Origin of the sequence: Pseudomonas sp. G5001 (genome assembly GCF_013385475.1) — a bacterium.
In the GTDB taxonomy this organism is placed as follows: Bacteria; Pseudomonadota; Gammaproteobacteria; order Pseudomonadales; family Pseudomonadaceae; genus Aquipseudomonas.
Map to the genome: position 1 here is coordinate 63,549 of NZ_JACAPZ010000017.1, position 24,546 is coordinate 88,094.

Consider the following 24,546-nt stretch of genomic DNA (forward strand, 5'->3'; position numbering starts at 1 on the left):
CCCTTCTTTTGTATCAATCGGCTTTCGTGAGGACAGTGTGTCTAAAGGTGTTGTGTTATCGGTCTTGGCCTCGGTGTTGTTTGCCGTGATGTATTACTTCACGTCGCTGCTTACGCCCTTGAGCGGCCTGGAGATCTTCGGCTGGCGCATGTTGTTGACGGTGCCCTGCATGACCGTGTTCATGATTGTCAGCGGCGAGTGGCGACGGGTGTGGGAACTGGTTCGGCTGGTTGCGGCCAAACCCGCGCTGATCGGCGGGGTCGTGGTGTCTTCGGCGCTGCTGGGGGTGCAGTTGTGGCTGTTCATGTGGGCGCCGCTCAACGGTCGCAGCCTGGATGTATCGCTGGGCTATTTCCTGCTGCCATTGACGATGGTGCTGACCGGTCGGCTGGTGTATGGCGAACAATTGTCACGCCTGCAAAAGATTGCGGTGTTCTTCGCCGGTGCTGGTGTGCTGAACGAGTTGTATCAGGTGGGCGGATTCTCCTGGGCAACCCTGGTAGTGATTATCGGCTACCCGGTTTACTTCGTACTGCGCAAACGCCTGAAGACCGACCACCTCGGCGGGCTGTGGCTCGATATGGCGCTGATGTTGCCGGTGGCACTGTGGTTCGTGCAAAGCGGCGAACAGGGTTTTGCCGTGCTCGACGCCCACAAGGGCTTGTACGCCTTGATCCCGATGCTGGGCTTGATCAGTGCGTCGGCGCTGGTGTGCTACGTCGTCGCCAGCCGCTTGTTGGCCTTCAGCCTGTTCGGGCTGCTCAGCTATGTAGAACCGGTGCTGCTGCTCGGCGTGGCCTTGTTGTTGGGCGAAAGCATCAAGGCGGGGGAATGGCTGACGTATCTTCCGATCTGGCTCGCGGTGATGGTGCTGGTGTTTGAAGGCTTCAAGCATTTGGTGCGTCAGCAGAAGGCCTGACAGCGCTTTTTTTTGCTGCCATTTCGAGCATTACAGCCGTTTGCGACAACCCCCCTCGGATGGCCCCGTAATACGGAATCCTGCCTTGGATTTCGTCGCCTATTTGCGTCAGTGCGGCGTCCATTTGCGCCTTTTCAACGCCAAACAGCTTACCGAGCCGGTTGCCATGGTTGAGTTCAAGCAAGGTGCCGGTGACGGGGTTCTTGACGATTTTTTCGATGGACTGCGCCACATCCTCAGGCACGCCCAGTGCGATCAAGGCCGTCCCAATGCCTGAACCCGGATTCTTCAGTTGGCGGATGAACTCGTCGAACAGCCCCCATAAATCGTTGGCACCTACATTATCCAGGCTGACACTGACGACCGTTTTCAAGTATTGCTCTCGCGAGACAGGCGACAGCGGCTGGTCATTGTTCAGGCCGTTTTTCACAAAGTAGAAGTTGCCCTTGTTACCTCCTCCATGGAAGTTGCCGTAGGCATCGTACTGATAGAGTACGGTTTCTCCGTCCGGACGTGTGCCTGCGAAAGTCACCCGGCCATCACGGGTCTCAACTTTCAGGTAGGTCCCCGTCAGCCCGTTGACCGGTACCGGCGGCACGCTTGTGTGCTTGTCCAGGCGATTGAAGATATCGCCCTTTTCGTAGCCAAAAGGCCCGACCACGGCATTGATATCGCCTGCGGCGAAGCGCGTCATCGTGTCTTTTACCCGCTTTGTCTGATCGGCAGGCGCATTGCGGGAAAAATGCCCGGCAAGTACATCCAACTTGTCAGGGTCGATGGCGACCTCTTTGAGCCAGGCGTTCATTTCTTCAAGGTTATTGAATTCGAAGAACGAATTGCCCTCAACGTCAGGAATGTACAACAGGATATTCGTTCCGGTTTCAGAGGCGGGTACGCGTTTGACCACCAGAATGTCGCTCGACTGGATCCCGTCCACCGCGAACGTGCAGACCTGCGCGCCGACGGTTGATGAGGTACCCGGGGCCAATACGGCATTGGCCAGTTCGACGCCTGCGGCGGTCAGCTCGCCCTGCGCACTGCTCCATTCCACGTTCGAGGAAAACGTCACGCGGGCGACAGTGGCAGGACTTAATGGGGAGGGAACAGTTGGGGCCAAGGGACTGATGGCGGGTACGTCGTTGACGGCTGCTGCCTGATTCAAACCTGGAGGAGGACTACCGGTGTGCGTAATGACTGTCATACATGAACCTCAACTGGGCATATGACACTGAGTAACGCTGGCAGTGAATTCCGTTCCTGGCCGCTAGCAACCGCCTATGTCCCGATGTTTCTGCCGGGCAACAAAAAGCCCGGCCAGGTGCAATCCCGATCGGGCTTTTTTGTGTATCGCCCAGGCGATCAGTCAGCGGTCAACACACCACGACGCACTTGGTCGCGCTCGATGGATTCGAACAGCGCCTTGAAGTTGCCTTCACCAAAGCCGTCGTCACCCTTACGCTGGATGAACTCGAAGAACACCGGGCCCATCAGGGTTTCCGAGAAGATCTGCAGCAGCAGGCGCTTGTCCCCCGCCACTGACGAGCCGTCCAGCAGGATGCCCCGTGCCTGCAGTTGATCCACCGGCTCGCCGTGGTTCGGCAGGCGGCCTTCGAGCATCTCGTAGTAGGTGTCTGGCGGCGCGGTCATGAAGCGCATGCCGATCTTCTTCAACGCATCCCAGGTCTTGACCAGGTCATCGGTGAGGAAGGCAACGTGCTGGATGCCCTCGCCGTTGAACTGCATCAGGAACTCTTCGATCTGCCCGGCACCCTTGGACGATTCTTCGTTCAGCGGGATGCGGATCATGCCGTCCGGGGCGCTCATGGCCTTGGAGGTCAGGCCGGTGTATTCGCCCTTGATGTCGAAATAGCGCGCCTCACGGAAATTGAACAGCTTCTCGTAGAAGTTCGCCCAGTAGGCCATGCGGCCGCGGTACACGTTGTGGGTCAAGTGGTCGATGACCTTGAGGCCCGCGCCCACCGGGTTGCGCTCGACACCTTCGAGGTACACGAAGTCGATGTCATAGATCGAGCTGCCTTCACCAAAGCGGTCGATCAGGTACAGCGGCGCGCCGCCAATGCCCTTGATCGCCGGCAGGTTCAGCTCCATCGGGCCGGTTTCGATATGGATAGGCTGGGCGCCCAGTTCCAGGGCCCGGTTGTAGGCCTGTTGCGAGTCCTTGACGCGAAACGCCATGCCGCACACCGACGGGCCGTGCTCGGCCGCAAAGTAGGAGGCGATGCTGTTGGGTTCGTTGTTGAGGATCAGGTTGATCTCGCCCTGCCGGTACAGGTGTACGTTCTTGGAACGGTGGGTCGCGACCTTGGTGAAGCCCATGATCTCGAAGATCGGCTCCAGGGTGCCCGGGGTTGGCGATGCGAATTCGATGAACTCAAAGCCCATCAGGCCCATTGGGTTTTCGTACAGGTCTGCCATTTTCGGTGCCTCATCATCATTCTTGTAATTAACAAATGTTTATTTGCGAGCAAGGATGAGGTCAGCGGGTGGCGCACAGGAGATACCCCGCACGCTGCGGGCGAGGAAGTCACCAAAGATGAGGGGGGACCCGAGTAGCTTCATGGTTACATCAGTCTCTGACGGGCGAGGCTTGCGTTAGCCCAAGTCCTTATTCTTGTATGCGTAAATCGATTCTACACAGCGTAAACAGATTTGTCCGTACTCTTATCAAATCCCCATTGCCCTGGCCCGCGCAAGGGGTTTGTTGCACAGATAGATGCCCAGCAGGATGACCGCCCCACCCAGCAGCATCGGCACGGTCAGTTGCTCGCCAAGCAGCAATGCGCCGCAGATCACTGCCGTCAGCGGATTGAGGGCGATAAATACACCCGCACGGGTGGCGCCGATGCGGCGCAGGCCATCGTAGTAGCCGATGTAGGCCAGTGCCGAGCCCAGCACGCCCAGGTACAGCAAACTCATCAGTTGGGGCAGATCAATCCGGCCCAATGCGGCCATCGTTAGTCGGCCCGTCACCAGCGTGGTGATCGTCAGCATCAGCGTGCCCAGCAGGATCGACCAAGTCACGGTTTGCAACGGCCCCAGGCGCTGGTTCAGACCCCGGGAAAACAGCGAGTACACGCCCCACCCCACCACGCAGCCGAAAATCAGCAGGTCACCGACCCACGCATCTGCCGTGCCCTGCAGCAACTGCGGGTTGCGACTGACGATCACCAGCCCTGCGCCACCCAGGCACAGCGCGATCCCCACCAGCTTGAAGCAGCCCAGGCGTTCCTTGAACAGCAGCCACGAGGCCAGGCCAATCACTGCCGGGTTCAGCGCCACGATCAACGAGGCCCGGGACGCATTGATGTAATGCAGGCCGTAGAAAAAACACAGGTTGTAGAAAAAGATCCCGAAAAAGCCCAGCACCATCAATTGCACCCATTGCGCGGTGGTCGGACGCACCAGGCGAATACGCGCGGCGCCCAGGAAGGCCAGCAGCGCCAGGCTGGCCAGTACAAAGCGCACGGTCGCCGCCAACAGTGGGTCCAGGCCTGCCGCCAGATAGCGCCCGGCAACGAAGGTGCCGCCCCAGATCATGGTCACGGCCGCCAGCTTCAGATATGTCAGACGGTCAGGGCTCGGGTTCATCAGATTTCTACTCACAAGACACGGGATTGGCTTATTGTTTGGCTAATCCCCGATCATCGTAAAATGAGTAAATACTCATGACCCTTACCCAACTGGAAATCTTTTCCCTGGTGGCCGAACTGAAAGGTTTCACCAGCGCCGCCAATCGCCTGGGCATCAGCCAATCGGCGGTGTCCCATGCGATCAAATCCCTGGAGCAGGAACTGGGTGTGGAGTTGATCCGACGTCATCAGTCCCAGGTCGAACTCAGCGATATCGGCCAACAACTGCTGTTGCGCGCCCGGGCCATGCTCGGGTTGGCCAACACGCTGCAACAGGAAGCCGCCGATGCCCGCGGGATGAAGCGCGGCACGCTGCGCATCGGCTCGTTCGGGCCGACCTCATCGATTCGCTTGTTGCCCGCGATCCTGCAGCATTTTCGCGAGCAGCATCCGGGCATCGAGGTGCATGTCGACGAAGGCCCCGATCGCCAGGTGACGCAGTGGCTGGAAGAGCGGCGCGTCGACGTTGGGTTTGTGGTGCTGCCTGAAGAGCGCTTCGATACGTTCCCGTTGATTGAGGACCAACTGGTCGCGCTGCTGCCCTTGGGGCATCACTTGGGCGCGCAGCCAAGTGTCAGCCTGAAAGCGCTGTGTGGTGAACCTTTTATCCTGACCCAGGCCGGTTCGGCCGACCTGGTCTCAAGGCTGTTCGTCGGTGCAGGGTTGCAGCCGGATGTGCGTTACCGCTGCTCACAGCTGCTCAGCACCCTGGACACCGTGCGCCGGGGCGACGGCGTGACCATTGTCGCCGAGTTGTCGCTGCCTGAATCCACGCAGGCGGATTACCTGATCAAACCGCTCAAGCCTGCCGTCAAACGCCAGGTGGGGCTGGCGGTACTGGACCGTCGGCAGTCCTCCCCGGCAACCCTGGCATTTATTCAACTGGCCACACGGTTGAAGCTTTATTGAACATGCACAGACGCCTGCCGCCATCTATCATGGCCAATACCAATACGCTTTGTTGGAAGGCCACCGAGGTTGTCCCGACCGCATTTGAGCGTCCTATTGCCCTCTCCCGCTACAGGCTGCGCAAATGCCACTGACCGTCAAAGGCCCCCGAAAGGCCTCCACTCGCCATCTGATCACCCTGCTCAGTGGCGCGCTGCCCATTTTGCTGGGTGTGCTTATCCTGTATTGGCAAGCCGGGCGCACCCTCGAGCACAGCACCGCGCAAACCGCCCAAGAGGCCGTGCGCCAGTTTGACCTGATGCTCGACAACACCGCCCTCGCCGCCCAGGACCTGCTGCCACTGGCCGGCCATGAATGTGATAACCCGACTCAACTGAAGCTGCGGGAACAGGTCACCCGCCGGCCGTTCGTGCGCGCCACCACCTTATCCTGGCAGCGCAACATCTATTGCAGCTCGTTGTTTGGTGGCAACTACCAGTCACCGGTCAACCCTGAGGACTACGTCGGCGGTCGTCTCTGGCTGATGAAAGGCAACCCGGTGACACCCGACACCGCATTGCTGGTTTATCGCCTCACCGAGGGAGACCGGGGGGCCTTTGCCTCCATCGATGGCTACCACCTGACAAACGCCTTGCGCCTGATCAGCCGATATACCGACCTGGTGTTGCAGGTGGGGCCTAACTGGCTGGCGGCGGATGGCAAGGTGCACAGCACAGCGCTGCCGACATTTTCCGTCGCGCATCATCATCTCGACTCCACACGGTATACCTACAGCGTGGAAGCCGGGATGCCGGAGGGTGAAACCTGGCGCTACATGCAGGCGCGGTATCCTGCACTGTTCGTTCTGGTGGTGTTTTTCGGCGTGCTGGCAGGCATCCTCGCCCACTGGCTGCAAAAGCGCTCATCGGCACCGACCCTGGAACTGCAACGGGCCCTGGGCGCCAATGAATTTGTGCCCTATTACCAGCCAGTGGTGCGTGGCGACAACATCCGGCAGTGGGCCGGCTGTGAAGTGCTGATGCGCTGGAATCATCCCAGGGAAGGCCTGGTGCGCCCGGACCTGTTCATTCCCCTGGCCGAACATTCGGGCCTGATCGTACCGATGACCCGCGCCCTGATGCGCCAGACCGCCGCACAGTTGGCGCCCCACACCGCGCGGTTTGCCGACAATTTTCACGTGGGCATCAACATTACCGCTCGCCATTGTCACGACCTGGAGCTGGTGGAGGACTGCCGGGAGTTCCTCGCTGCCTTCCCGCCGGGCAAGGTGATCCTGGTCCTTGAGTTGACCGAGCGCGAGTTGATCGAACCCACGGATATCACCCGCCAGCTGTTCCAGGCGCTGCATGAAATGGGGGTAATGATCGCGATCGACGACTTTGGCACCGGCCACTCCAGCCTCGGTTATTTGCGCAACTTCAATGTCGATTACTTGAAGATAGATCAAAGCTTCGTGGCAATGATCGGTGTTGATGCACTCTCGCGGCATATACTCGACAGCATCATTGAACTGTCTGCCAAGCTGGACCTGGGCATCGTTGCCGAAGGCGTCGAAACACAAGAACAATGCGACTATCTGGCGGCCCAAGGCGTTGATTTCTTGCAAGGCTACCTGTTTGGCAAGCCTGTACCTTGCGACGAGTTCATTAGATTCCTGAACAGCCATTGAATAGCCAGCCACTTCAACGGAAATATTGTTATTTATACAAAAGACATGATTTACTCATGACTGATTAACTACTACAATTTTTCCTGCCTGTGCTGAATTGGCAGGAAGGCCACTTTCATTGAGTCGCCTTAAGGCTCTTGGCTTATCGCTTTGTTTGCAGTAGATATCAGCCAAATACACTATTGGAGTATAGATTTTGTCCAGACTCGCCGAATTTCGCGCAGCAGAAAAAGCCCTTCAAGAGCAGCTTGCCCAGCTGGAATCCCTGAAGAACGATGCTGGTTTGAAGAAAGAAATCGAATTCGAAGAAAAGCTGCAAGGGCTGATGAAGACCTACGGCAAAAGCCTGCGCGACATCATCTCCATCCTGGATCCTAACCCGGGCAAGTCCGGCGCTTCCGTCGCTGCCGCACCCAAACAGCGCCGTGCCCGCGTCGTCAAGGTTTACCACAACCCGCACACGGGTGAACTGATCGAAACCAAGGGCGGCAACCATCGCGGCCTGAAGGCGTGGAAAGAACAGTACGGCGCAGCCACAGTAGACTCCTGGCTTCGCGGCTAATGCTTTGCGGCTAGTACAAACGCACTAAGAAAAGCCCTGCACATGCAGGGCTTTTTTGTTTACAGGCATCGATAGTGAAACAAATCAGGACGCTGGCACTTTCAAAAACGAACTTTAAAAAACATTTCACTTTGTTCAAATCGACTTATTTGTCGCGATGCCTACAACGCTCAAAGTTTAAGGCTGTCACGCACCGAACTGACTTCATCCTTGCTTGATTCGTAAGCGTCGGCCTGGCCTGCGTATGAAAAAACATAGGCCTTATCGGTATCGACAGCCCCCACCAACGTTTGCGACAGCACATGCCGACCGTTCTCGGTGATTACACAGGTAGTTTCCAATGCCTCAAGCCGGCTCAATGTTGTGGGGTGCATCTTGGTGCACACACTTTGATAACCACCCTGGGCAAAGTCCTTCTGGATGGATTTGCGCATTTCCAGCAGCACACCTTGCAGGTTGACCGTATGCCCCGCTTCGATTGGCGTGCCCGTCAACTCCATGACCATCAAGGTCGCGCCATTCTCATCATTCTTTATGGCCCGCTGGCGGGACACCGCCGACGGTTGCGCCGGGGCCTGGTCGTCGGGCGCCACTTCCTCTACCTGCCAGCCGCTGGGCCAATGAATTTCCGGGTCAGCCGCCCATGCAGCGGTGCTGCCCAGCAACAGGCCCAGGGTACTCAACAACGGTGCGCGAAATCCGGTCATTACGAAAAACACTCAAGGTTCAAGCGACAAAGTTTGGGCCCCTGCACCCGCTGGCCGCAAGGGTTGCGTGACCTTTTTCATTTGGCGCAACCGGCAGGGCTGCGTATCATGGACCGGCTGCACGGATGCCAGCCGCAAGCCAAGGGATGCTCCAACCGGAGCCACGTTTGCCCCATTTTTCTCTGGAGGGCCCATGAGCCTGCACGAACTGAACACTTTCCCGGGCGTCACCGCCCAGCCTGACACCGCCACCACGAACTTCGTGTTCAACCACACCATGCTGCGGGTCAAGGACATCACCAAGTCGCTGGATTTCTACACCCGCGTACTGGGTTTTTCCCTGGTTGAAAAACGTGACTTCCCGGAAGCCGAATTCAGCCTGTACTTCCTGGCCCTGGTCGACAAGGCCCAGATCCCGGCCGACGCTGCCGCCCGCACCCAGTGGATGAAGTCGATCCCGGGCATCCTCGAACTGACCCACAACCACGGCACCGAAAACGACGCGGACTTTGCCTACCACAACGGCAACACCGACCCGCGTGGCTTTGGCCATATCTGCATCTCGGTGCCGGACATCGTTGCTGCCTGCGCGCGCTTTGAAGAACTGGGCTGCGACTTCCAGAAGCGCCTGAGTGACGGCCGCATGAAAAGCCTGGCCTTCGTGAAAGACCCGGATGCGTACTGGGTTGAAATCATTCAGCCAACGCCGCTGTAAGGTTCCGCCGGCAATAAAAAACCCCATGATCACTCATGGGGTTTTTCATTTCCGGGCCGGAATTTACGCCGGGGCGGAAGTGCGGATCAGGTGATCGAAAGCACTCAGGGAAGCCTTGGCGCCCTCGCCTACTGCTATTACGATCTGCTTGTACGGCACAGTCGTTACGTCGCCGGCGGCAAAAACGCCTGGCAACGAAGTCTCACCACGTGCATCGACGATGATCTCGCCACGTGGAGTCAACTCCACAGTGCCTTTGAGCCAGTCGGTGTTGGGCAGCAAACCGATCTGTACAAAGATGCCTTCCAGGTCGATAGTCTTGAATTCGCCACTGTCGCGATCCTTGTAGGCCAGGCCGGTAACTTTCTGGCCATCCCCCTTGACCTCACTGGTCAGCGCGCTGGTAATCACGTCAACGTTCGGCAGGCTGTACAGCTTGCGCTGCAACACGGCGTCGGCGCGCAACTTGCTGTCAAACTCAAGCAAGGTCACGTGGCTGACGATACCGGCCAGGTCGATGGCTGCTTCAACGCCGGAGTTACCACCGCCGATCACCGCCACGCGCTTGCCCTTGAACAGCGGGCCGTCGCAGTGCGGGCAGAAGCACACGCCTTTGGCCTTGTATTCCTGCTCGCCCGGTACACCCATTTCACGCCAGCGGGCACCGGTGGCCAGGATCACGGTCTTGGACTTGAGGGTCGCACCGCTTTCGAAACGGATTTCGTGCAGCTCACCGTTGTTTTTCGCCGGGATCAGCGCAGTAGCACGCTGCAGGTTCATGATATCCACGTCGTACTGACGCACGTGGGCCTCCAGGGCGCTGGCGAGTTTCGGCCCTTCGGTTTCCTGTACCGAGATAAAGTTCTCGATCGACATGGTGTCCAGCACCTGCCCGCCGAAGCGCTCGGCTGCAACACCGGTACGGATGCCTTTACGTGCAGCGTAGATAGCCGCTGCCGAACCCGCTGGGCCACCGCCGACGACAAGTACGTCGAACGCATCTTTGGCGCTGATTTTCTCGGCGGCTTTTTCGATACCGCTGGTGTCGAGCTTGGCGAGGATTTCTTCCAGGCCCATGCGGCCCTGGCCGAAGTTCACACCATTCAAGTAAACGCTGGGCACGGCCATGATCTGACGATCATCGACTTCTGCCTGGAACAGCGCACCGTCGATGGCGACGTGGCGGATGTTCGGGTTCAATACTGCCATCAGGTTCAGCGCCTGGACCACGTCCGGGCAGTTCTGGCACGACAGCGAGAAGTAAGTCTCGAAGCTGAACTCGCCTTTAAGGGCGCGAATCTGTTCAATCACTTCGACACTGGCCTTCGAGGGGTGGCCGCCGACTTGCAGCAGCGCCAACACCAGCGAAGTGAATTCATGGCCCATTGGGATGCCGGCAAAACGCAGGCTGATATCGGCACCCGGGCGGTTGATGGAGAACGATGGCTTGCGCGCATCATTGCCATCGCTTTTCAGGGTAATCAGCGTCGAAAGGCTGGCTACATCCTGCAAGAGGGCAAGCATTTCCTGGGATTTCGCACCGTCATCGAGGGAGGCGACGATCTCGATCGGCTGGGTGACCCGTTCCAGGTATGACTTCAACTGAGCTTTAAGATTGGCGTCCAACATACGGGCGATTTCCTATTAATTCGGTTTATTGCAGACAAAAAAACGCCCGAGCGAATCTCGCCCGGGCGTTTCGAGGGCGGATGCAGCTTACTTAGGTGCGGTAACCCGCCCTTGGCATTTCACAGACTTAGATCTTGCCGACCAAGTCGAGGGACGGAGCCAGGGTGGCCTCGCCTTCTTTCCACTTGGCTGGGCAGACTTCGCCCGGGTGAGCAGCAACGTACTGGGCCGCCTTGATTTTGCGCAGCAGCTCGGAAGCGTCACGGCCAACGCCGCCATCGTTCAGTTCAACGATTTTGATCTGGCCTTCAGGGTTGATCACGAAGGTGCCACGGTCTGCCAGGCCAGCTTCTTCGATCAGCACGTCGAAGTTGCGGGAGATGGTCAGGGTCGGGTCGCCGATCATGGTGTACTGGATTTTGCCAATGGCTGGCGAGGTGTTGTGCCAGGCAGCGTGGGCAAAGTGGGTGTCGGTGGAAACGCTGTAGATTTCGACGCCCAGTTTCTGGAATTCGGCGTAGTTGTCAGCCAGGTCTTCCAGTTCGGTTGGGCAGACGAAGGTGAAGTCGGCTGGGTAGAAGAAGACGACAGACCATTTGCCTTTCAGGTCAGCATCAGTCACGTCTACGAAGTTGCCGTTTTTGTAGGCGGTAGCTTTGAACGGTTTTACTTGGCTGTTGATGATAGGCATCGTTGACTCTCCGTCAGGTTTGTAGAAGGGCTTAGTAAGTTGATGAGGTGAATCCTACCCACTCTCCCGGCCGATGGCTCATTGGCAAACCTGATGCTGACGATTGGTTTTCACTATCAAGAGACTGTATTAATAGAAGAAACCTTGAATCACTCGAGGGATGCCCGGGTCATGCCGAGAAAGGGCGTCGCTTCAACATAGCGCATGGCCGATTTCATGTCTTTCCAGCCGACGTAAGTCATCAACGACTTCAAGTCCCAGCCACTGCGATGAGCCCAGGTAGCGAAGCCCCGGCGCAGGGAGTGGCTGGTGTACTGATCGGCCGCAATCCCGGCACGCTCCAGCGCCTGGCGCAACAGCGGGATCACGCTGTTGGCGTGCAAGCCCTCCTCGCCCAGGTTGCCCCAGCGATCAATGCCGCGAAACACCGGGCCGCGCACCAGCGCTGAAGCGCTGAGCCATTCGCCGTAGGCCTGCACCGGGCACAGCCGCAACAGCGCCGGCGTCTGGTACGTGCGGCCGATATTTTCCCGATCACTTTTGCTGCGCGGTAGATACAGGGTGATGCCCGAACCGGGCACCGCCTGCACGTGCTCGATATTCAGCCGGCACAACTCATCGCTGCGAAAGCCACGCCAGAAACCCAGCAGGATCAACGCTGCGTCACGCTTGGCCCGCAGCCATCGGGGATGGTCTTCTGCGCCTCGGGCGTCGTGGCCTTCCTGTTCGAGGAACTGGATGACCTGCTCCAGGTGCTGCAGCTGTAATGGCTCCGCCTGTTTTTCCTGAGCCGGGTGCAGGGCGCGAATGCCTTTCAGGACTTTGCGCACCACTGGCGCCTTGGTCGGATCAGGAAACCCCTGGCTGGTGTGCCACTGGGCCAGCGCCGATAAACGCAGCTTCAACGTGTTGACCGACAGCACGCCCGCATGCGCCACCAGATAGCGCGCCACGCTGTCGCTGGTCGCCGGCAGGAATCCACCCCAATTCACCTCGAAATGCTCGATTGCCGCTCGATAGCTGCGGCGGGTGTTATCGCGGGTGGCCGCATTCAGATAACGGTCCAGCTCACTCATGCCTGTACTGCCATTGGCTGTTGTCCATTTCAAAACCTGTATCACACGGGATAATACGCCAATATCCCATCTGATAAATCATCAATTTCGGCTTTAAAACAATCGTGATATAGTACGTATATACATACTACGTACCACAGTACTAAATCGACGGAGACTCCATGGCTCGCGGCGGCATCAATAAAGCAGTAGTTCAAACGGCACGCCTGGCAATCCTTGCCCGTGGCGAAAACCCGAGCATCGATGCAGTACGCATCGAGATGGGCAATACCGGCTCGAAAACCACGATTCACCGCTATCTGAAGGAGCTGGACGAAAGCGAAACCCGCCAGACCATCACCGAAGCGCCCATCGACGACGAACTGGGTGAACTGGTGGCGCGACTGGCCCAGCGCCTGAAGGAGAAGGCCCAGGAGCCTATAGACCTGGCCCTGGCGCAGTTCCAGCAACAGAAAACCGCCCTGCTCGCCCAGGTTGAGGAGCTGGAAGCGGCCCACTCCCAGCTCAAGCAGCAGTTCGATATCCAGTCCGCCGCCCTGGCCGATGAAAGCGCGGCCTTGCAAAGCACTCGCTCCAGCCTGCAAACCGAGCAAACCCGCAACGCCGGGCTGAGCCAGGCGTGCAGCGATTACGAGTTGCGGATCAACGACAAGGACGAGCAGATTCGCTCACTGGAAGAGAAGCACCTGCATGCCCGGGACGCCCTGGAGCATTACCGCAATGCGATCAAGGACCAGCGTGAGCAGGAACAGCGTCGCCATGAAGGCCAGTTGCAGCAGGTCCAGGCAGAGCTGCGCCAGGCCCAGCAGAGCGCGATGGTGCGCCAGGATGAAATCACTCAGTTGCACCGCGATAATGAGCGCCTGCTGATCGAGCATCGGGTGACCGTGAAGGAATTGAGCGCACTGCAGGAACAGGCTCGCCAGGACCGTGAACAGCAGCGCCAATTAAGCGAACAAGTGAGTGTGATCGACAGCGAGCGCACCCTGCTGCAGGAGCGCTTGCGGGTTGCCCAACTGGAGAATCAGGCGCGCCAGGAAACGCTGGCCGAGCATCAGAAGGCCAACAAAACCCTGGAACTGGACCTGGTCAAGGCCCAGGCCAGTATTGATGCGCTGCGCCTGGCAGCCGTCGTTGCGACGGTGCCGGAAGCAACTACCGAGGGCTGATTACTGCGCCACTGGCGTGCGCATGGTGACGAATTCTTCCGCCGCTGTTGGGTGCACGCCGATGGTTTCATCGAAATGCTGCTTGGTCGCGCCCGCCTTGAGCGCGATCGCCAGGCCCTGCACGATCTCGCCAGCGTCGGGGCCGACCATGTGGCAACCCAGGACCTTGTCGGTCTCGGCGTCGACCACCAGCTTCATCAGGGTCTTTTCCTGGCAGTCGGTCAGGGTCAGTTTCATCGGCCGGAAGCGGCTTTCGAACACCTGCACCTTGTGCCCGTCTTCACGGGCCTGCTCTTCGCTGAGGCCCACGGTGCCGATATTCGGCAGGCTGAACACCGCCGTCGGGATCATCGCGTAGTCCACCGGACGATATTGCTCAGGCTTGAACAAGCGACGTGCCACGGCCATGCCTTCAGCCAGGGCCACTGGCGTCAGTTGCACGCGGCCGATCACATCACCAATCGCCAGGATCGATGGTTCGGCGGTCTGGTACAGCTCATCCACTTCGACAAAGCCGCGCTTGTCCAACTTGACGCCAGTGTTTTCCAGCCCCAGGTTATCGAGCATCGGGCGTCGGCCAGTGGCGTAGAACACGCAATCGGCTTCCAGCACGCGGCCATCTTTCAAGGTGGCCTTGAGGCTGCCATCGGCCTGCTTGTCGATACGCTCGATGTCGGCGTTGAACTGCAGGTCCAGGCCGCGCTTGGTCAGCTCCTCCTTCAAGTGCGTGCGCACCGAGCCGTCAAAACCGCGCAGGAACAGGTCGCCGCGATACAGCAGCGAAGTCTGTGCGCCCAGGCCATGGAAAATCCCGGCGAACTCGACGGCGATATAGCCACCGCCGACTACCAGCACACGCTTGGGCAGCTCCTTGAGGAAGAACGCCTCATTGGAGCCAATGGCGTGCTCGCGCCCCGGGATGTCCGGGATCTGCGGCCAGCCACCGGTGGCCACCAGAATGTGCTTGGCGGTAAAACGCTCGCCGTTGATTTCTACCTGGTGCGGGTCCACCAGCCGCGCATGCCCTTCGTGCAGGGTCACGCCGCTGTTGACCAGCAGGTTGCGGTAGATGCCATTGAGGCGGTTGATTTCACGATCCTTGTTGGCGATCAGGGTCGCCCAATCGAAATTCGCTTCACCCAGGGACCAGCCAAAACCGCTGGCCTGCTCGAAGTCTTCGGCGAAATGCGCGCCGTACACCAACAGTTTCTTCGGTACGCAGCCCACATTCACGCAGGTACCGCCCAGGTAGCGGCTTTCAGCCACCGCCACTTTGGCGCCAAAACCCGCAGCGAATCGTGCAGCGCGCACACCGCCGGAACCGGCACCAATTACATAAAGGTCAAAATCGTAGGCCATTTCACTCTCCTCGGCAGGACAACAGCATACCTGCTGCCGCGCCAGAGGTCAGCGCCTTACCAGCGATACGTCGCGCTGGCCTGCAACGAACGGGTTGCGCCCCAGTAGCAAAGGAAACCGTTGCTGCAGTAGGCCAGGTATTCCTTGTTGAACAGGTTGCTGGCGTTGAGGGCCAGGCGCCAGTTCTGCACGTCATAGTGCGCCGCGGCATCAAACAGCGTGCGCGATGATACCTCCAGCGTGTTGTCGGCGCTGCCGTAGCTCGGCCCGAAGTAGCGCGCACCCGCCGCGAAACCGACGCCCTGCAGCGGGCCGTCGTGGAAGGTGTAGTCCGCCCACAGCGAGGCACTCTTGCCCGGGATGCCGGTCGGGTGTTCGCCCTGGTCGCCGTCATTGGATTTGAGGATGCGCTGGTCCATCCAGGTGTAAAAACCGATCAGGCTGAGGTTCGAGGTGACCTCGGCATGGGCTTCCAGCTCGATGCCGCGGGAGCGGATTTCGCCTTTCTGGGTGGCAAAATTGGGGTCGACATCGTCGGTGGTCAGGACGTTTTGCTGACGCAGGTCGAACACTGCCGCGCTGTACAGGCTGCGGGAGCCCACAGGCTGGTATTTAACGCCGGCTTCGTACTGCTTGCCGGTGGTCGGCACAAATGTCGCGCCCAGCCGGTCAGTGCCCAGTTGCGGCTGGAACGATTCGCTGTAGCTGACATACGGCGCAACGCCGTTATCAAACACGTAGCTCAGGCCCGAACGCCAGGTGAGTTTCTCGTCGTGCTGGCGCGTGTTGCTCAGGTTGGCGCCAGTCAACGCGCTGTCCTGATTGTCGTAGGTACGCGCCCAGTCTTGCCGCACACCGATCAGCCAGCGCCAATGGTCGAAGCTGAGCTGGTCCTGCAGGTACACGCCAAACTGGCTCTGGGTGGTGTATTGGTTGATGGACACCGGCACCCTCGGCAAGGCGCTGAAGTCGGGGTTGTAAATATTGATCGCACTCGGGAAATACTGACCGCCCCGGTTGATGGTCTGCAACAGCCGCTGGAAGTCCGCCCCCATCAGCACAGTGTGCTTGACCGGGCCGGTGCTGAAGTCGGACTGCAACTGGTTATCAAGGGCGAACTGGCCAAGGTGCTCATGATTGACGTTGGCCCACAGCGGCGCGGTGGCAAGGTTGGCGTCCAGCGGACCGGTGAGGGAAGTCTGGTAGTAGTCGACGTCATCATGCATATAGCGCAGGTGCTGGCGAAAGCTCCAGGTGTCGTTGAACCGGTGGCTGAACGCGTAGCCCAGGGAAAACTGATTGCGCTTGAAGCGATCGCGGTCCGGGTCGCCCAGGTAATCATCGGGGCGCAAGCGCCCATTCGGGTTGTGCAGCGCGGTGCCATACGCGGGTACCGGGTTGAACAGCCCACCTTCCGGGTCGTATTGATAGTTGGCCAGCAGGGTCAGGCTGGTGTCGTCGTCGATGTTCCAGGTGATGGCCGGCGCGATGGCGATGCGCTGGTCCTTGATGTGATCGGTCTGGGTATCGGCCATGCGGCCCAGCCCGGTCAGCCGATAGGTCACATCGCCCTGCTCGTCCAGGCGCCCGCCAAAATCGAAGCCGGCCTGATAGCGGTTGTCATTGCCCACGCTCATTTGCAACACGTGCAGTGGCTCATCCGTCGGCCGCTTGCTCTGCATGTCCACCAGGCCGCCCGGCCCGCTCTGGCCGTACAGCACGGAAGCTGGCCCGCGCAGCACGTCGATGCGCTCCAGAAACCAAGGGTCGACCCGAGGCGTAGCGAACCAGGTCGTGCGATTGAGCTTGAGCCCGTCGAGGTAGGAGTCGGCATCGAAGCCGCGAATGCTCAACTGGTCAAACCGCAGGTCGTTATCCTGGGAGTAAACCCCTGGTGTGTAGCGCAATGCCTGGTCGACGGTTTGCGCCGCCTGGTCATCCATCTGCTGGCGGCTGACCACCGAGATCGATTGCGGCGTCTCCACGATCGGCGCGCCGGTTTTGGTGCCCACGGTGGTGTTGCGCGCCACATAGCCTGGCACCACGCCGTCTGCCGGCTCGGCCTCGGCGGCTGTCACCGCGGTGTCCTTCAACACGATGGGCGCGTCATCGGCCCACACAACAGGAGCAAGCGCCAACACCACCAGCGCCAGCCTGGAAAGGTAAAACGGAGGAGAAGACAACGCACCGGACATGACGATTCCTTGAAAAGTCTTTTTGTTAATCGTTCTTATTTAATATTGAATCGCGTTAAAGATCCGGTCATTCTTCTACGCGCACGGGTCAATTAATGACCGTTCCAACCTACATCTCAGGAATCATTCTTGATTGGACAACATCTGGCGTAAACGCTTTGGGGCGCCCGCTCGCAGCACCAGCGAGGAATTGCGGGTTCGGGCCCATGACTATGTCGATGGCGCACGGGAGATTTGGCACAGCCATGAATATGGCCAACTGGTGCACGCCACCCAAGGCGTGATCCGGGTGCTGACCCGCATGGGCGCCTGGACCGTCCCGCCGGCATACGGCTTTTGGATTGCGCCGGGTGTCGACCATGAATTGCACATGGTCGGTGAGGTTGCGATGCGCGCACTGTACGTGGAAAGCGATCAATTACCCACGGCGTGGCAATCCTGCCGATTGATCAGGGTGGAGCCGCTGCTGCGGGAGCTGATTCTGGGCATGCTCGCACCCGACGCCCACACTGCCCTGCTCACGCCATTGCTGCTGCACCAGTTGATATCCGCGACTGAAACCGAAGGCTGCAGCCTGCCATTGCCCCGGGACAAACGCGTGCTCAGTGTGTGTGAAATGCTTCTGGAAGACCCGGCGAACCCGGCCACCCTGGAAGACTGGAGTGAATCCATCGGCGCCAGCGTGCGCACCCTGCGCCGGCGGTTTCGGGATGAAACCGGGCTGAGCTTCAACCAATGGCGCCAGCAGCTACGGATTGCCGAAGCCGTTTGCCAGTTAGCCCAGGGCCGACCATTGGGGGCTATTGCACGGGACATGGGCTATGCCAACGGCAATGCGTTTGGTGCAATGTTCAAGCGGGTACTGGGCGAAGCCCCCAGCCGCTATTTGGGCAAGGCATAAAAAAACCTGCGGTCTTTCGACTCGCAGGCTTTTTCAACGGGCTGGCAACGATAAATCAGTAAGCCTTGCCAGTCTTGTAGAAGTGCTCGTAGCAGAAGTTGGTCGCTTCGATGTAACCTTCAGCGCCACCGCAGTCAAAACGACGACCCTTGAACTTGTAGGCAATCACGCAACCGTCTTTTGCCTGCTTCAGCAGAGCGTCGGTGATCTGGATCTCGCCACCCTTGCCTGGCTCGGTTTCTTCGATCAGCTTGAAGATGTCAGGGGTCAGGATGTAGCGGCCGATGATCGCCAGGTTCGACGGAGCATCTTCCGGCGCTGGCTTTTCAACCATGTCGCGTACGCGGATCAGGCCATCACCGATATCGTCGCCGGCAATCACGCCGTACTTGTTGGTTTCCTGAGGATCGACCTCTTGAACCGCGACGATGGTGCAACGGTACTTCTGGTACAGCTTGACCATCTGGGTCAGGACGCCGTCGCCTTCCAGGTTTACACACAGGTCATCGGCCAGTACCACGGCGAACGGTTCGTCACCGATCAGCGGACGACCGGTCAGGATCGCGTGACCCAGGCCTTTCATTTGGGTCTGGCGGGTGTAGGAGAACGAGCACTCGTCGAGCAGCTTACGGATGCCGACCAGGTATTTTTCCTTGTCGGTGCCCTTGATCTGGTTTTCCAGCTCGTAGCTGATGTCGAAGTGGTCTTCCAGGGCGCGTTTGCCACGGCCGGTCACGATCGAGATTTCGTTCAGGCCGGCATCCAGTGCTTCTTCCACGCCATACTGGATCAGTGGCTTGTTCACCACCGGCAGCATTTCTTTGGGCATGGCCTTGGTCGCTGGCAGGAAGCGAGTGCCGTAACCGGCTGCTGGGAACAAGCATTTCTTGATCATATGAGTCCTTACAAAGGGCTGTGCGTACGAAATTCGGCGCAGTCTAATCAGGCCGCAGTCACCTTACAATGGGTCCTGCTGGCGTTGCGATGTCAACATAGAGAAAAAATGTCGGCGTAAGTTCCGCCGGCATTCAATCAAGTACCTTCGCCGCTGTTAGAAATCGTCGGCTTGTGCCCGTCATTCAAAGGGCTCCAACCTTTTTAGCACGCTTTATGACGATCGGCACTGACCTGCAACAACTTGCGCCGCCCCACGCCGTTTGGCGCTATCATTACGCCCTTGAACCAGACAACGAGATTGATAGATGTCAGAACCAAAAGGCGTGAACGGCTACCTGATCACCAAGCGAGCGGACGGCTGGCACTTGATCAACTTCCATGGCGACAGCGTTGCCGGCGCATTCGCGACCGAAGCTCAAGCCTGTGCCGTGGCCGAAGTGTTTGTGGATGAGGCCGGCCACGCGTCGAGCAAGCGTCCGAAAACCAAGTAACACCGCGGTAACGCCAATCAAGCCTCGTTTGACGGGGCTTTTTTGTGTTTGTCTGTACGTTGATGGCGGTTCGCTATAATCTCGCCTGTAACGCCCCACGACAGTGTCAGCGCTCCCCTCCAACACCCTGATGACGACTCCTACATGAACAAGATCCTGGCACTGATTGCGGTACTGGCGCTTACCGGTGGCTGCACCACCACTTCCGACACGGTCCTGAAGAACGGCGAACAAGGACTGGCCATCGACTGCTCCGGCGAAGCCAACTCCTGGGCCAGCTGTTATGAAAAGGCTGATGCGTCCTGCGCGGGCACCGGCTACCGGATTGTCGGCACCGAAGGCACACCGGCCCTGAAAGAAAGCGACAAGACCCTGGGCAAGGATGTCGGCAACTACAAGACCCGCAGCGTGACGGTGGTCTGCAAATAATTACATGTGAATTTCGGCGAACTTGATGCCCAGGCCGCGAATGGTCTCGATCAAGTCGTCCAGGCGGGAGAAGGATTCGACTTCATCCTGGTCATCCACCAGGAAGTAACTGCGACCGCCGCTCTTCTTGAAGAACACGATCCACTCGCCCGTATCCGCGGGATTTTGAATCACATGGGTCGCAGAAATATGCCCCCCTGCATGCTGTTCCCTGACTTGCTCACGTTTCATGACTGAGTTTCCGAAAAGACAATGCCGCTGATTCAGCGGCATTTTTTATGGGTTATCGACAGTTTAACGGATGCCTTGCCCGATCAGTACGCCATCGACCGTCTGCCCGTAAAGATTGACGCCGTCATTGGCGTGGAACTTCACCCGGGTTTTCTCCACGGAGCCGTCCACGAGGCGCGAGTCCTGAGGACGCTCGTGACGGTTGACGTAGGCCGCCACGTCCCAGGCTTGCTGGTCGGTCAGGCTGCCGCCCTGGCCCAGGGGCATGTTGTGCTTGATGAAGGACGCTGCCGTATTGATTCGATGCATCCCGGCGCCCCAGTTGTAGGAGTCTTTACCCCAGAGCGGCGGCATCACGTAGTTGTCGCCCACTTTCTGGCCCTGGCCTTCGGCGCCATGGCACACCGCGCACTGGCCCTTGTAGACCTCTGCGCCCTGGGCCAGGTCGTAACCCTTGGCGGGTGCCGGCACGTCCGGGTAGCCACGGCCCGGCAGTTCGACGCCCAAGGGAGCCTTGCTCGCCAGCCAGTAGGCATACACCGACAGCGCGGTAATCTCCGGGCTGTCTGCAGCCGGTGGCGTGCCGCCATTCATGCTGAACTGGAAACAGCCCTGCAAACGCTCGGCGAAGGTGTTGACCTTGTCGTTCTTTTTTCGATACGCCGGGTACATCGGGTAGGCACCCCACAGCGGCGCCGAATTGGCCAGGCGACCCTGGTCCAGGTGGCAATTGCTGCAATTGAGGCCATTACCGACAAATTGCGGCGCCAGGCGCTTGGTGTCGACAAACAGCGCGTAGCCCTGTTTCACCAGCTTGCCGTAGGCGTTGTCCGGCAGCTCGCTTTCTTTGGGCGGCTGGAACTGCACGGCAGCCCCATGAGCGCCGGCTGGCTGCAACTGTGACTGGTCTTCCATGGCAATAGGGGCGGCATGGACGGGTACGCCGATCAGGCTTCCCAGCAGCGGAGCAAACAAGAAGCGCTTCATGGCTTGGCCTCCTGGCCGCTCAACGAGGCAAAATAGGTGGCCACGGCCTGCACTTCTTCAGCGCTGAGGGATTTGGCGATATGGCCCATCAGATCATTCGGATCGTTATGGCGCGTGCCGCTGCGCCAGGCGTTCAACTGCGCCGCGAGGTAGGCCGCAGATTGTCCGGCCAGGGGTGGAAACCCGTCGCCGACGCCCACGCCGGCCGGGCCATGACAGCTGACACAGGCCGGAATCTGGCGCTCCCACGCACCTTGCAGGGCAATCTTTTGCGCAGCGTCAGTAGGCATCTCGCTGCGGTGCACCGGCACAGGTGCGGGCGCAGGCATTGCCGCCAGCTGCCGGGTTACAGCGCTGACTTCCTCTTCCGTCAGGGCGTTGGCCAGCGGTTGCATCACCGGGCTGTTACGGGCGCCACTTTTAAAATCCTGCAGTTGCTTACGCAAATACCCCGCCGATAAACCGGCCAAACGCGGAAAACCCGCGGCTGCCAGCCCCAGGCCATCAGCCCCGTGGCAGGCCACGCACGGCGCAGCTCCCGGCTGCGAGCCGCCCTGCATATAAACGTTTTTCCCCTCCAGCGCGTGTGCATTGCCCAACATCAGCAACAACGCGCTACCCATCAGAACTCGTTCCAGAGACATCATCACGACTCCATTTTTATAGTTATATGCTTAGGCGAATTAGGCATAAGCCTACAAATGGTAGGGCAATGGCCCGGTCGCGACAACACTCATCCGCGAGCAAAAGGACGGTGCACTGAACATCGCGCACAAAAAAGCCCGACGCTGCGGTAGCAGGGTCGGGCTTCTTGATCGGATTCGAGGTGGGCGGCTACAGACTCAGCCGGAAATGCACGCTTCCCCCGCAGCCTTCACGTCACCTGGACGAATAGGCACATTGGACATGCTCTCGTAGAGCTTGATACTGCTCCCGCTGGAGCGCTCTTCAATTTCAAAAATGGCCGACGGGTCGGCAGAAAACTTCTGCGGTACGATAACTTGAACACCATCCTTGTGAGGCTCGATCTGCGAAGGCCTGCGGGTTTTAGACAATTTCTGGACAACGCACGCCGCGTATTCCTGTGGTTTTTTCCCGGAGATCACTGCCAGCGTTGGTGGGGTCTGCTTGATATCCGCCACCGAAGCACATCCACCCAACGCCAGGGCCAGAACCAACACACTCCACTTCATATAAAAACCTCCGATAAAGACCCTACGACAGCGAAGAAGGTATTTTTCTCCCGCCCACGTAGGATTTATCCCTGATAACTCGGTAAATAACTGTTTTAAATTGTCGAAGTCGTCGACGACGGTCCGATAATAAACGTGCTGGGGCTGATAAACTCCATCTTAACCTACGTATCGTTCTGATTTTTCAGAAAAAGCCCTTCTGGAGACACCTTATGAAATTCATCCACCAGCGTGAGCACCTCAATGAAGGAGATATTGTCGTCATTGAATGCTCGCAAACCTGCAACATCCGCCTGATGAGCGATGCCAACTTTCGCAGCTTCAAGAACGGCGGCCGCCATACTTACCACGGCGGCGCGTTCGACAAGTTCCCGGCAAAAATCACTGCGCCCAGCACCGGGTTCTGGAACATCACCCTGGACGTCGTGACCCGCCGCGCCATCAGCGTGACCAAAAAGCCGACCTTGTCCCACAAGATCCGCATTGTGCGCCGCACCAATTCGAAACTGAGCTGACAGGAATGCCCGTGACTACCACCAAATATGTGATCAAGTACAAACTCAACGGTGAGCGCCGCTTCGAGTTCGCCCAACTGCAAGCAGGCAGCGTGGAGGAAGCCAAGGAAGCCCTGGAGAAAATCCACGATGCCAGCGATGAGATTACCGACATCAATGTGAGCAAGGCGCTGTAATTCGAGCGCAAGCATCGGAGTGTTCTGACGCTGACGACTTTCTAGACTGGCAGCCCTAATGCGCTGCCACAGGAACTTGTCGATGCCTTCCACTCCACTGCATGAACGCCTGGCCAAGCTGGACTGGGCCGCCATCGAGCAAGCCCTTGATGAACAGGGTAACGCACTGATTCCGGCCCTGCTGGATCAGCAGGAATGCGCTGAACTGAGCGGCCACTACCCCCGACCCGAACTGTTTCGCTCCCATGTGATGATGGCCAGGCACGGCTTTGGCCGGGGCGAATACAAATATTTCCGCTACCCGCTGCCAGCGCCGATCCGCGCGCTGCGTGAACAGCTGTATGGGTTCCTGGCGCCCCAGGCCAATCGCTGGAACGAACAGATGAACCTGCCGATCACCTATCCGGCGCACCATGCCGACTTCATTGCCCGCTGCCACGCAGCCGGGCAGCAACGCCCTACCCCGTTATTGCTGCAATACGGTCCAGGCGACTACAACTGCCTGCATCAGGATCTGTACGGGGAACATGTGTTTCCCCTACAAGTTGCCATCCTGTTGTCGCAGCCGGGAGAGGACTTTCGTGGCGGGGAGTTGGTGCTGACGGAGCAGCGGCCAAGAATGCAATCCCGGGCCCAGGTCGTCCCTCTTAACCAGGGTGACGCGGTAATCTTCGCGGTCAATCAGCGACCCATGCCGAGTGTGAGGGGGTTTCATCGGGTGACCTTGCGCCATGGGGTCAGTGTTCTGCACAGTGGTACCCGGCATACCTTGGGAGTGATTTTTCACGATGCGCAGTAAGACCCTTCCCGGATCAACCGCCGATTTGTTCGCCGATGAGGCGCTGCAACAGCCCCCGGGGCGCGAGCAAATCGGTGAACAATCCTACGTCCTCAGGGGCTATGCCCTGCCCTGGGTCGAGCGTTTGCTACCGGAACTGCGACGGGTATTGGCTCAATCGCCCTTCCGGCAAATGGTCACGCCCGGTGGTTTTACCATGTCGGCGGCGTTAAGCAGTTGCGGTGAATTGGGCTGGACGACCGACTCCACCGGTTATCGCTACTCCCCGATTGACCCGAATAACCAACAACCCTGGCCAGCCCTGCCGGCCGCATTGCGCGAACTGGCCGTGATGGCGGCAGCAGATGCAGGTTTCGACGATTTCGAGCCGGATGCCTGCCTGATCAACCGCTATGTGCCAGGCGCGAAAATGTCCCTGCACCAGGACAAAAACGAGCGTCGCTATGCCGCCCCGGTGGTCTCCGTGTCATTGGGTTTACCGGCGATCTTCCTGTTCGGCGGCCATGAGCGCAGCGACAAGACGCAAAAAGTCTCGCTGTTCCATGGCGACGTAGTGGTATGGGGCGGCGTGGACCGCCTGCGCTTTCACGGCGTGATGCCGATCAAGCCCGGCACGCATCCGGTCATGGGGCCGCAGCGCATCAACCTGACGTTTCGCACGGCCGGATGAATTTGAC

The 24,546-nt window shown here is 58.9% G+C and carries 27 protein-coding genes; 13 read left to right on the forward strand and 14 right to left on the reverse strand.

Annotated elements, in window-relative coordinates; translation table 11 throughout:
• The first annotated feature begins 37 nt into the window (after positions 1-37).
• Positions 38-919, forward strand: coding sequence for an EamA family transporter RarD (gene rarD / locus HX805_RS15185; protein WP_023658818.1), 882 nt, complete (start codon positions 38-40; stop codon positions 917-919).
• Here rarD and HX805_RS15190 read toward each other — a convergent pair.
• The 3 genes from HX805_RS15190 to HX805_RS15200 form a co-directional block, all read right to left on the reverse strand.
• Positions 888-2,120, reverse strand: a complete 1,233-nt coding sequence (locus HX805_RS15190) for a dermonecrotic toxin domain-containing protein (protein ID WP_256348153.1) — start codon at positions 2,118-2,120, stop codon at positions 888-890. The two genes, rarD and HX805_RS15190, sit on opposite strands and share 32 nt — an antisense overlap.
• A 158-nt stretch (positions 2,121-2,278) precedes the next feature.
• Positions 2,279-3,355 carry a 4-hydroxyphenylpyruvate dioxygenase gene (gene hppD, locus HX805_RS15195; protein WP_003212566.1) on the reverse strand — a complete coding sequence of 359 codons (1,077 nt, stop codon included), beginning with the start codon at positions 3,353-3,355 and terminating at the stop codon, positions 2,279-2,281.
• Positions 3,356-3,604: 249 nt separating this feature from the next.
• Positions 3,605-4,528 carry a DMT family transporter gene (locus tag HX805_RS15200; protein WP_177117008.1) on the reverse strand — a complete coding sequence of 308 codons (924 nt, stop codon included), beginning with the start codon at positions 4,526-4,528 and terminating at the stop codon, positions 3,605-3,607.
• A 77-nt stretch (positions 4,529-4,605) separates the two neighbouring features.
• Here HX805_RS15200 and HX805_RS15205 point away from each other — a divergent pair, with 77 nt between their 5' ends.
• The 3 genes from HX805_RS15205 (at position 4,606) to HX805_RS15215 (ending at position 7,709) form a co-directional block, all read left to right on the forward strand.
• Entirely contained in the window at positions 4,606-5,478 is an 873-nt protein-coding gene (locus HX805_RS15205; protein ID WP_177117009.1) for a LysR family transcriptional regulator, read from the forward strand.
• Positions 5,479-5,602: 124 nt separating this feature from the next.
• A complete protein-coding gene (locus HX805_RS15210) occupies positions 5,603-7,147 on the forward strand; it encodes an EAL domain-containing protein (RefSeq protein ID WP_087693895.1) in 1,545 nt (514 codons plus the stop codon).
• Between the two features lie 196 nt (positions 7,148-7,343).
• Positions 7,344-7,709 (forward strand): histone-like nucleoid-structuring protein, MvaT/MvaU family, encoded by a 366-nt coding sequence (locus tag HX805_RS15215; RefSeq protein ID WP_003212570.1) that lies wholly within the window; start codon positions 7,344-7,346, stop codon positions 7,707-7,709.
• A 170-nt stretch (positions 7,710-7,879) separates the two neighbouring features.
• On the opposite strand, the gene HX805_RS15220 is transcribed toward HX805_RS15215, so the two are convergent.
• Entirely contained in the window at positions 7,880-8,416 is a 537-nt protein-coding gene (locus HX805_RS15220) for a DUF4946 domain-containing protein (protein WP_008432526.1), read from the reverse strand.
• A gap of 193 nt (positions 8,417-8,609) precedes the next feature.
• Here HX805_RS15220 and gloA point away from each other — a divergent pair, with 193 nt between their 5' ends.
• On the forward strand, positions 8,610-9,131 hold the full coding sequence (gene gloA / locus HX805_RS15225) for a lactoylglutathione lyase (RefSeq protein WP_003212572.1): 522 nt from the start codon (positions 8,610-8,612) through the stop codon (positions 9,129-9,131).
• A gap of 63 nt (positions 9,132-9,194) precedes the next feature.
• Here the strand turns inward: gloA and ahpF are convergent, their stop codons facing one another.
• From ahpF to HX805_RS15240, 3 genes are all read right to left on the reverse strand, one after another.
• Positions 9,195-10,760 (reverse strand): alkyl hydroperoxide reductase subunit F, encoded by a 1,566-nt coding sequence (ahpF, locus tag HX805_RS15230; RefSeq protein WP_003212573.1) that lies wholly within the window; start codon positions 10,758-10,760, stop codon positions 9,195-9,197.
• 127 nt (positions 10,761-10,887) lie between these two features.
• Positions 10,888-11,451, reverse strand: a complete 564-nt coding sequence (gene ahpC / locus HX805_RS15235) for an alkyl hydroperoxide reductase subunit C (RefSeq protein WP_003173835.1) — start codon at positions 11,449-11,451, stop codon at positions 10,888-10,890.
• 149 nt (positions 11,452-11,600) lie between these two features.
• A complete protein-coding gene (locus HX805_RS15240; RefSeq protein ID WP_177067367.1) occupies positions 11,601-12,527 on the reverse strand; it encodes a site-specific integrase in 927 nt (308 codons plus the stop codon).
• Between the two features lie 161 nt (positions 12,528-12,688).
• Here HX805_RS15240 and HX805_RS15245 point away from each other — a divergent pair, with 161 nt between their 5' ends.
• Positions 12,689-13,696: a DNA-binding protein gene (locus HX805_RS15245; RefSeq protein ID WP_102369016.1), complete on the forward strand. Its 1,008-nt coding sequence runs from the start codon at positions 12,689-12,691 to the stop codon at positions 13,694-13,696.
• Here HX805_RS15245 and gorA read toward each other — a convergent pair whose 3' ends face one another.
• Positions 13,697-15,055 (reverse strand): glutathione-disulfide reductase, encoded by a 1,359-nt coding sequence (gene gorA / locus HX805_RS15250; protein WP_102369015.1) that lies wholly within the window; start codon positions 15,053-15,055, stop codon positions 13,697-13,699.
• A gap of 56 nt (positions 15,056-15,111) precedes the next feature.
• Positions 15,112-17,250, reverse strand: a complete 2,139-nt coding sequence (locus HX805_RS15255) for a TonB-dependent siderophore receptor (RefSeq protein ID WP_134326572.1) — start codon at positions 17,248-17,250, stop codon at positions 15,112-15,114.
• 133 nt (positions 17,251-17,383) lie between these two features.
• Here HX805_RS15255 and HX805_RS15260 point away from each other — a divergent pair, with 133 nt between their 5' ends.
• Complete coding sequence (locus tag HX805_RS15260; protein WP_177020095.1) at positions 17,384-18,151, forward strand: helix-turn-helix domain-containing protein; 768 nt, start codon at positions 17,384-17,386, stop codon at positions 18,149-18,151.
• A 55-nt stretch (positions 18,152-18,206) separates the two neighbouring features.
• On the opposite strand, the gene galU is transcribed toward HX805_RS15260, so the two are convergent.
• On the reverse strand, positions 18,207-19,046 hold the full coding sequence (gene galU, locus HX805_RS15265; protein ID WP_003212579.1) for a UTP--glucose-1-phosphate uridylyltransferase GalU: 840 nt from the start codon (positions 19,044-19,046) through the stop codon (positions 18,207-18,209).
• Positions 19,047-19,353: 307 nt separating this feature from the next.
• On the opposite strand from galU, the gene HX805_RS15270 reads away from it, so the two are divergent.
• Both HX805_RS15270 and HX805_RS15275 read left to right on the forward strand, forming a co-directional pair.
• Positions 19,354-19,539, forward strand: coding sequence for a hypothetical protein (locus tag HX805_RS15270; protein WP_003212580.1), 186 nt, complete (start codon positions 19,354-19,356; stop codon positions 19,537-19,539).
• A gap of 144 nt (positions 19,540-19,683) precedes the next feature.
• Positions 19,684-19,968, forward strand: a complete 285-nt coding sequence (locus tag HX805_RS15275) for a hypothetical protein (RefSeq protein ID WP_003212581.1) — start codon at positions 19,684-19,686, stop codon at positions 19,966-19,968.
• Here HX805_RS15275 and HX805_RS15280 read toward each other — a convergent pair whose 3' ends face one another.
• The 4 genes from HX805_RS15280 to HX805_RS15295 form a co-directional block, all read right to left on the reverse strand.
• Complete coding sequence (locus tag HX805_RS15280) at positions 19,969-20,199, reverse strand: hypothetical protein (RefSeq protein ID WP_003212582.1); 231 nt, start codon at positions 20,197-20,199, stop codon at positions 19,969-19,971.
• A gap of 63 nt (positions 20,200-20,262) precedes the next feature.
• On the reverse strand, positions 20,263-21,186 hold the full coding sequence (locus HX805_RS15285; RefSeq protein ID WP_177117010.1) for a c-type cytochrome: 924 nt from the start codon (positions 21,184-21,186) through the stop codon (positions 20,263-20,265).
• On the reverse strand, positions 21,183-21,833 hold the full coding sequence (locus HX805_RS15290) for a c-type cytochrome (RefSeq protein WP_087693900.1): 651 nt from the start codon (positions 21,831-21,833) through the stop codon (positions 21,183-21,185). The genes HX805_RS15285 and HX805_RS15290 overlap by 4 nt, the downstream gene beginning before the upstream one ends.
• A 195-nt stretch (positions 21,834-22,028) precedes the next feature.
• Positions 22,029-22,379, reverse strand: a complete 351-nt coding sequence (locus tag HX805_RS15295; protein WP_003212585.1) for a hypothetical protein — start codon at positions 22,377-22,379, stop codon at positions 22,029-22,031.
• Between the two features lie 212 nt (positions 22,380-22,591).
• On the opposite strand from HX805_RS15295, the gene HX805_RS15300 reads away from it, so the two are divergent.
• From HX805_RS15300 to alkB, 4 genes are all read left to right on the forward strand, one after another.
• Entirely contained in the window at positions 22,592-22,894 is a 303-nt protein-coding gene (locus tag HX805_RS15300; protein WP_003212586.1) for a DUF1883 domain-containing protein, read from the forward strand.
• An 11-nt stretch (positions 22,895-22,905) separates the two neighbouring features.
• Positions 22,906-23,070, forward strand: coding sequence for a hypothetical protein (locus HX805_RS15305; RefSeq protein ID WP_177019849.1), 165 nt, complete (start codon positions 22,906-22,908; stop codon positions 23,068-23,070).
• 82 nt (positions 23,071-23,152) lie between these two features.
• Positions 23,153-23,869: a 2OG-Fe(II) oxygenase gene (locus tag HX805_RS15310; protein WP_177067370.1), complete on the forward strand. Its 717-nt coding sequence runs from the start codon at positions 23,153-23,155 to the stop codon at positions 23,867-23,869.
• Positions 23,859-24,539: a DNA oxidative demethylase AlkB gene (gene alkB, locus HX805_RS15315; RefSeq protein WP_008432502.1), complete on the forward strand. Its 681-nt coding sequence runs from the start codon at positions 23,859-23,861 to the stop codon at positions 24,537-24,539. Before HX805_RS15310 ends, alkB begins: the two co-directional genes overlap by 11 nt.
• Positions 24,540-24,546: the final 7 nt, after the last annotated feature.